Below are 6,962 nucleotides of genomic sequence, written 5' to 3' on the forward strand. Positions count from 1 at the left end.
CAGCTATCCCACCTGGGGAATTACGTGAGCGACGGGGTGGGGAATTACGTGAGCGTCAGACCGCTACAGGTGGGGAATTCCGTGAGCGCCGACATGTCAGATCGTCGCCCGTTCCACCATGCGGTGTACTGGCTCGGCCGGTCACAGCCGTCAAAACTAACAAGGAACATCCAGGGCGCAGCTAGAGTTCCCAGCCTTCTACCAGACATGACGCGGTATAAGGCCAAAGGCGCAGCGCGGCGCAACCGGACGGGGCCATGATCGGTTCCCGCAATGCCTCACGCAAAGGCGCAGGTCAGCTTCATGGTGGGGCGGACGTTGCACCATGCGAACCGCTGCGTTGCCGTCGCCGGAGAACCACTGCCGAAATCTTTCAACAGCCCACGACATGAGCGGCGATGAACGTCTAACGGTTGCCGTAGTGGTAACGGCAAGCGACGATCTCGACGTCACCGTCCTTGATCCGGTACACGAGCCGGTGTTCTTGATCGATCCGCCGAGACCAGAGACCAGAGAGTTCACCACGAAGTGGCTCGGGCTTGCCGATGCCTCTGTAGCCGTTACGCCTGATGTCCTCGATCAGATCGTTGATCCTTTTGATCAACTTTCGATCCGTGTGGCTGAGATATTGCGACCAAGCCGTCTCCGAGAAGATCAGCCTCACGCGACGTCCTGCGCCGCCGCCGGGTCGACCAACGTCCGTTCGACGCCCTCGCCGCGATCCAGCTCCGCGATGGACCGGCGCAATGCCTCCGCGTTACCCGGGCTCCGGAGCAGGTATTCGGTCTCCTTCATCGACTCATACTCGGCCAAGGGCACGATGACGACCGGCTCGTGTCCCGAGCGGGTCACGACGAGTTCCTCCGCGTCGTCAGTAACGCTGTCGAGCTCGGCGGCGAGGTTTTGACGCAGCTGGGTGAAGTTGACTGTCCGCATGGCCGCCCCCTTGACGATGTACAGAAAACTGTACTTGCAAGCTTGCCCTCCTGCTACCTCGGACACGCGACCGCGAGACACCCGCGACGGCCCCGCCGGCTTGCGAATTTCGCCCTCATCACCCAGATGTCCGATCACGGCTCATGACTATAGTCGCTCAGCAACCCTGGCCGACGGCCAAGCTTGCCGACAAGCTCCACCGACCGAACGGCGTGCAACTGTCCCGCTGCGGGCAGCCGTGGCAGGAGCGAGCGCCGGGCGCTCGTTGCCCGGGTAAGCCGTTTGCCAGACACCGACCGCTGGGTTCACAGGCCGTCCAGCCGCGGTACGGCTACGACCCTGACCAGCGGGTCCAGTCCGACGAAGTCGTGGGGTTTGGTGGTGTACAGCGGCAGCCGATTGACGGCCGCGACCGGGGCGATGATGAGATCCGCGACGGCGGCCATACCTGCTCGCGAGGAACGTAGGTGCGCCGCCGATGCGGGATCAGCCGACTGGAAGTGCTCGTCACGTACGGGAAGAGCGCGAGCCGAGACGGCTCGGCGCCGGACGCCAAGCGCGACCACCGCACCGGGGTCTGGGGGTCGCCCCAGGGAAGTCCAGTGGGCCGAGCGTTGCACCATGCGAACCGCCCGACTACCGTTCCCGGACAGCCGCTGCCAGAACGTCTGACCAGCTCACGCCGTAGCCAAGACCGGACCGGGCACTCCTAACGATCCCACAAATGCACGGTTTCCCCAGTTCTTAACGGCTTGCCGTCAGGACCCTTGATATGCGGATTGATCCAGACGGCCGGTGTACCTGACGACTTGGATACCACTGCTGGCGCCAGTGGCCTCGAACCATCCACCGGCACGTGTACTCACGGCCGTCCATGGCATCCTGCGGCGCACCATGATCTCGCTGCAGACGTCGAAGGTGTATCACCCGAACCCCTTGCACGTCGAGCCCCGCACGCTGCGCTCTGCGCCGAACAGCTCGACTCGGCGTTAGCTGCTGGATGTCCGCAACATGGGGCTGGCTCATGAGGAGCCACGCCGCCCGTAGCACCTGGCTCCAGGGAGCAAAGACATCGAGTTTCGCATCATGGCTAGCACCTGGCTTATATGCCGCCTTCTGATCGCTGCCATAGCCGATCACTGCCTCGTTGTCCCAGTTCAAAGGACCAGAGAGCGATCGGATTCGCATACGCTCATGTTGGCGAAGCGGCCGACCAGCGATCTGAGCGGCTTGCCGCTCGAGGCCATCGAGGTCAACCGGCGTGTAGTAGGTGATCCACAATCCGCCGCGAGGCAGCCCTGGCCGACTATGTTGGCCCCAACTGACAGCAACGATGGGGAATCGCTCTGGAGCGGGACCGTCATTATTGATGTACGAGCCGATTGGATCTTCGAACACCATGAAGCCCGCGGGCGACGGGACATCCTCTGGTTCGAGATGGAAGTCAGGCAAAGATTCTCCCGCTACCACTGCCAAGCGGGTCATCTCAGTCGTTACGGCGTAAAGCGCCGCCTCAGCCAGCCTCGCATGCTCCTGCTCGCAAAGAATTCGAGCAGCCTCCTCCGGATCCCGTGACGGAGGAACTATCGAACCCTCGGCTGCTCATGATTGCTTGCGCGGTACGCGAGATCTCGAAGGATGTCTGCATCTGTGCAGCCAGTGCGGGGTCCGGAAATCTGGCAGCTGGGCTGGATCCGGAGGGCTCCACGGAGTAGTGGGGACATCTCCCGGGGTTTCGGACGACATGGCCATCCTTTCGATAGATCCATGTCGATAGTTGCGCAGGGTATATATCCAATCAACTACCTGTAATGACTCATGTGTCAATCGATCGGCTGGACGGCCAGCGATTGGCCCGATCCCCGTACGTTCCAGTTCAGGAGCGTCGCGGTGTGCGCTGTCGTTGACGGGGTTCGCCGCATACTCAAGCAGCTTCGAAGCCCACCCTGAGTCGCACGTCCAATGCTGTCGCCAGTCGTTCCAGTACCGGCAAGGTAGGAACCGTTCCGCCGGCCTCGAATCGAGCAACCGCGGACTGCGTCATCCCTGACGCCCTCGCCAACTGCGCCTGGCTCCAGCCCCTGCGCTCACGAAGATCCCGAACGGAACGGCCGAGTTCAAAAGCCAAACGCGCAGCGTCGTACGCCTCCGAGGCGCCTGGCTCAGCCATCCGCCGTTCCCGCATCGCGGCCCAACCGCCACTTTCATTCATGACCCGACCTCCTCGTCCACAGCCTCGTGCGCCTCGTCGATACACCGGGCCAACGCCCGGCGTGCTCGATCGATCTCCCGCTCGTCCCGCATGCGCGTCTTGTGGAAGACCGTCAACAGGATGATCCTCCGGTCAGTCGCGATCCAGTAGGTAATCCGAACCGACCGTCGCTCCAGGTGGAACCGCAGCTCCCGCAGCTTCCGATCGAGCTGCTTGGTGTAAGGCTCACCCAGCAGCGGTCCTTGCTCGGCGAGCAGATCGACGTAGAACGCCGCGTGGGCGAACTGAGCGGTCGGCAGACGCTCCAGCCACTTCTCCACCTCCGGCTCAAGCTCGACAGCACCCCAAGGCATAGCAGCGATGCTATATCATCAAACCGACCCAACGCCGGGTTCGTGCAATGGCAAGAGCCAGTCAAGACGACCGCAGGCCAGCACCTTGGTGGGCCGAACGTTGCACCATGCGAACCGCCCTACTGCACTCGCCGGAAGGCCGATTCCTGGGCGTTTTGCCGGCTCGCGGGACATTAGTGGGGCGCTTTGAACGCTTTGAGTGAGCAATCGGAGGCGCGGACGGGCGGCGTCTCTGCTGCCAGGCAGATGCCACGGTGCATTGCCTGCTATGTTGGTGATGTACAGACGCTTTGTACATCACCAACAGGGGGTTGTCGTGGCCATCACACAGATCGATCTCGATGATGACGCGCTGGCCGAGGCGATGCGGCTCTCCGGCGCTCGCAGCAAGAAAGAGACGGTAAACCTCGCCCTGCAGGAGTATGCAGCCCGTCACCGCCGCATCGCAGCGCTCGATCACTACGCTGCCGCAGCTCAGACGTGGGACTACGAAGGATGGCAGGACATGCACGCAGCCGGCAAGGCGCCCGCTGCGTGATCCGCTATTTAGCCGACTCGTCGGCCCTGTGGCGGCTGCTACGCGATCCGGACGTACGGGCCGGCTGGGCCGACGTCATCTCCGATCACGCCATCGGATCATGCCAGCCGCAGCGCACCGAGTTTCGCCGTTCAGCCCGCAACCTGGACGAGTACGAACAGATGACTTCCATGTTCGCTGACCTCTATCCCGACGTGCCGGTACCTAAGTCGACGTGGCAATGGGTGGAGTCCGCTCAATACCGTCTGATGCGTTCCGGCGCGCACCGCGCGTTGTCATGCGTGGATCTGCTGATCTGCGCCTGCGCCGCCGTCCGCGGACTCGTGATTCTGCACGACGACAACGACTTCGCAACGGCCGCGCGGCACCTCCCCGACCTCGCCGAGCGACGAGTCCACTCGCTTCCTTGACCTTCCGCCCGATGCCATGCAGGCACAGCCCGAAACCCCGAATCATCACCGTTGTGGAAGCGCACGTCATCGCCGACGGCGGCTCGGCAAAGGGAAAGTAGGCGGTCGGCAGAGGGATCTTCTACTGGAACAGCGCGCGACCAAGGCTTCGCGTGGGCGTACCGCCCAGCGCGCCCACCATAGCGTGGGGTCTGGAGTCGCCCCCAGGTGAGGACGGTGGGCCGAACGTTGCACCATGCGAACCGTCCAGCAGTCGTCGCTGGCCTGCCATTACAGGGCCATATGGCCAGCTCGCGGCGAAGATGACACCAGACGTCGGGCATCGAGCAACCGCGGGCGCCGACTCGACGACCCGGATCATTTAGGTAGATCGTTGTAGCGCTCTTCACAGACTGGGCACTTGGGCAAGGATCCATGATCCCGGTAAGGGACGAAATAGACACCACACATCGACCTGACACCGCGGCCGGCAACCGAACTCAGAGCGAGATTTCGTCGATGCGTGTAGTGGGCTTTGTCGTTTGGATTCGACTGCGCGACCAGGCCTTCATCGGTAATCTTCTGAAGCTGATCGATGCGAAGGGCGTGGCTTCCCACTTCGTCTATCGTCGAGTAAGTGTCACCGAAGCGATCCCAGCTTGTTTCGGGCGGGCTGATCGAGATCAGCCCGCGTATCGTGGCCTGCCAGCCCAGGTTAGACGTCCGGAACTCCTTCTCGAGGTCGATCTCAACTACTGTCTCTTCGCGCTCGAAGCCTGGTTCGTGTACTTGCTCAACGGTCACCCTGAACTCTCCGAATCGCCTCGCAGGGTCCTTCGGGTGCGGAATGATGAAGGCCGCAGTTCCGCCGTCGGCGACCAAGCGCATGGCCTCCAAGACGAATCGCTGTATTTGCAGTTCCCAGTCTGTCAATAACCTCGCCGCTGTCTCGCGCTTCAACTGCCGACGGTCGACGTCGGTGGGGAGCCATTTGTCGATCTCGCCCGAGTTGTCGGCCCGTTTCACACGCTCATAGAAGTCATCCCGGTCTTGGTGGCCGCCTTTGGCGAGCCCAGCGGCAACCAGCCAGCACGTCCCAGTGTCGGAATCGATCCAAACGCCGCCACGCCATTGACCAGACTTAATCTCAAGTAGCGTGAATCGAGTGCAGCTCTTTACCGGCCCGACGTAGTTGTCCTGCTGCGGGTCGTCGCCGAAGCTCTCCCGCGCTTTTTGGACGATCGGATGCGGCAACTCGCTCAGGGGAGAAAGTGGGTCGAGTCCTCCAACGCCGGGCCCCGGCTGAACGTGGGGCGACTTCCATCCGTCGCGTAGATCATCCTGCAAGACTCGGAGGGTAGGGCGTGCCCGTCGGGATTCCACCGGGCCATTGTCCCGGCGGCGCCGGCTGGGAACGCCTGCGACGCCCCAGCCGAACGGCCGATTCAGAGCAGGTCGGAAAGTTCGTCAATCGCAGCGGCACGACTCTGCTGCTGTCGCGCGAAACGCTCGGCGAGCTCGCGACGGTCACGCTGGCGGCGCTCCTCAAACTTGATGACCTCGGTGAACGGGATGCGCCGATCCCGGCCGACTCGATCGAAGGCGACTTCGCCTCGGTCAAGAAGCTTGTACAAGTGTGCACGACTCATGCCAAGGCGATCAGCGGCTTCACTCGGCGTCAGCGTGGCGGTCGGCTCGAACGCAGTGATCTCGGCGCCCGCACGAATGGACTCGGTAAGCGCACGGATGACGTCGAGCATCTCCGGCGAGATCTCGGCAGCAGCAAGCTCAAGCTGGTTGAACTGCTCGGCAGGAACATGGGAGGTGTCGATCGCACGCATGGCTCACCCACGGGTCGGCTGGTCGATGCAGATGTCATAGATATCGTAGATGTCACAGATGCTACCAGCCGCAGATCTGTCTGAGCAAGCGTCCAGAGCATCCGAGCTGGACTTCAAGAACCGAAGTCCGGGTGAGTGCTGGTCCGACGCAAGATTGCTGGAAGCTCCAGCTGACGAAACAGTCAGCCAGGCTATGACCCCGATTCGACGTGAACAATCCTACGGACTGACCTTAGCTAAACGCTTGAATCCGACATCGGCTGCGTCCCGATGACAAACCGGTGCACCACCACGCTGACCGCACCCGAGAACAAGCCGCCAGCACCGCCACCCGCCAGGCTCGCCCGCATCCGCGAACACCACTGGCCACCGTCATCGCAGACTGCAGCTTCCGCCGGACTCAGGAGAACGGCCGAGCTGCCGGCCGCGTACGGAAAGGCGCGACCGACGACGGCCCGTCGCCGACCCGCCCAGCGCCACCACCGTAACGTGGGGTCTGGGGGTCGCCCCCAGGTAAGTGGAGTGGGCCGAACGTTGCACCATGCGAACCACCCTGTCGCTGTTGCGGGCCGCCCGTTGTCGGAAGGTCTGACGCGTTCTGAGATTCCCCCGTATGCCGGACACCCGAGGTGTGGGGTCAACGGTCGTGATCTGACGGGGTGTGGAGCTTCTCGAACTCGATCGGGCTGCGCA

At 62.7% G+C, this 6,962-nt stretch carries 9 protein-coding genes; 2 read left to right on the top strand and 7 right to left on the bottom strand.

Annotated elements, in window-relative coordinates:
- Positions 1-406: 406 nt before the first annotated feature.
- The 5 genes from AB0M88_RS52605 to AB0M88_RS52625 all read right to left on the bottom strand — a co-directional run bounded on the left by AB0M88_RS52605 (position 407) and on the right by AB0M88_RS52625 (position 3,501).
- The gene (locus AB0M88_RS52605; protein ID WP_364115991.1) at positions 407-664 is read right to left on the bottom strand and encodes a Txe/YoeB family addiction module toxin; all 258 of its coding nucleotides are present in this window, start codon (positions 662-664) and stop codon (positions 407-409) included.
- Positions 661-936 (bottom strand): type II toxin-antitoxin system prevent-host-death family antitoxin, encoded by a 276-nt coding sequence (locus AB0M88_RS52610; protein ID WP_364116015.1) that lies wholly within the window; start codon positions 934-936, stop codon positions 661-663. Before AB0M88_RS52610 ends, AB0M88_RS52605 begins: the two co-directional genes overlap by 4 nt.
- Positions 937-1,241: 305 nt before the next feature.
- Positions 1,242-1,382 carry a hypothetical protein gene (locus AB0M88_RS52615; protein WP_364115994.1) on the bottom strand — a complete coding sequence of 47 codons (141 nt, stop codon included), beginning with the start codon at positions 1,380-1,382 and terminating at the stop codon, positions 1,242-1,244.
- 1,478 nt (positions 1,383-2,860) lie between these two features.
- Positions 2,861-3,148: a helix-turn-helix transcriptional regulator gene (locus AB0M88_RS52620; RefSeq protein WP_364115997.1), complete on the bottom strand. Its 288-nt coding sequence runs from the start codon at positions 3,146-3,148 to the stop codon at positions 2,861-2,863.
- Complete coding sequence (locus AB0M88_RS52625) at positions 3,145-3,501, bottom strand: type II toxin-antitoxin system RelE/ParE family toxin (RefSeq protein ID WP_364116000.1); 357 nt, start codon at positions 3,499-3,501, stop codon at positions 3,145-3,147. Before AB0M88_RS52625 ends, AB0M88_RS52620 begins: the two co-directional genes overlap by 4 nt.
- Positions 3,502-3,817: 316 nt before the next feature.
- Between AB0M88_RS52625 and AB0M88_RS52630 the strand changes: the two genes are divergently transcribed.
- Positions 3,818-4,039 (top strand): type II toxin-antitoxin system VapB family antitoxin, encoded by a 222-nt coding sequence (locus tag AB0M88_RS52630; protein ID WP_364116003.1) that lies wholly within the window; start codon positions 3,818-3,820, stop codon positions 4,037-4,039.
- On the top strand, positions 3,997-4,449 hold the full coding sequence (locus tag AB0M88_RS52635; protein WP_364116006.1) for a PIN domain-containing protein: 453 nt from the start codon (positions 3,997-3,999) through the stop codon (positions 4,447-4,449). The genes AB0M88_RS52630 and AB0M88_RS52635 overlap by 43 nt, the downstream gene beginning before the upstream one ends.
- A 357-nt stretch (positions 4,450-4,806) precedes the next feature.
- On the opposite strand, the gene AB0M88_RS52640 is transcribed toward AB0M88_RS52635, so the two are convergent.
- Together AB0M88_RS52640 and AB0M88_RS52645 are read right to left on the bottom strand one after the other, a co-directional pair.
- The gene (locus AB0M88_RS52640; RefSeq protein WP_364116009.1) at positions 4,807-5,775 is read right to left on the bottom strand and encodes a DUF3039 domain-containing protein; all 969 of its coding nucleotides are present in this window, start codon (positions 5,773-5,775) and stop codon (positions 4,807-4,809) included.
- Positions 5,776-5,873: 98 nt separating this feature from the next.
- Entirely contained in the window at positions 5,874-6,269 is a 396-nt protein-coding gene (locus AB0M88_RS52645; RefSeq protein ID WP_364116012.1) for an excisionase family DNA-binding protein, read from the bottom strand.
- Between the last annotated feature and the right edge of the window lie 693 nt (positions 6,270-6,962).

The sequence above is a fragment of the Actinoplanes sp. NPDC051411 genome (assembly GCF_040682075.1).
Classification (GTDB): domain Bacteria; phylum Actinomycetota; class Actinomycetes; order Mycobacteriales; family Micromonosporaceae; genus Actinoplanes.

What these genes read in the sequence shown, in the direction of transcription:
- AB0M88_RS52610 (WP_364116015.1), bottom strand. Translation starts at nt 936, where the DNA reads ATGCGGACAGTCAACTTCACCCAGCTGCGTCAAAACCTCGCCGCCGAG.
- AB0M88_RS52625 (WP_364116000.1), bottom strand. Translation starts at nt 3,501, where the DNA reads ATGCCTTGGGGTGCTGTCGAGCTTGAGCCGGAGGTGGAGAAGTGGCTG.
- AB0M88_RS52635 (WP_364116006.1), top strand. Translation starts at nt 3,997, where the DNA reads ATGGCAGGACATGCACGCAGCCGGCAAGGCGCCCGCTGCGTGATCCGC.
- AB0M88_RS52620 (WP_364115997.1), bottom strand. Translation starts at nt 3,148, where the DNA reads ATGAATGAAAGTGGCGGTTGGGCCGCGATGCGGGAACGGCGGATGGCT.
- AB0M88_RS52615 (WP_364115994.1), bottom strand. Translation starts at nt 1,382, where the DNA reads ATGGCCGCCGTCGCGGATCTCATCATCGCCCCGGTCGCGGCCGTCAAT.
- AB0M88_RS52645 (WP_364116012.1), bottom strand. Translation starts at nt 6,269, where the DNA reads ATGCGTGCGATCGACACCTCCCATGTTCCTGCCGAGCAGTTCAACCAG.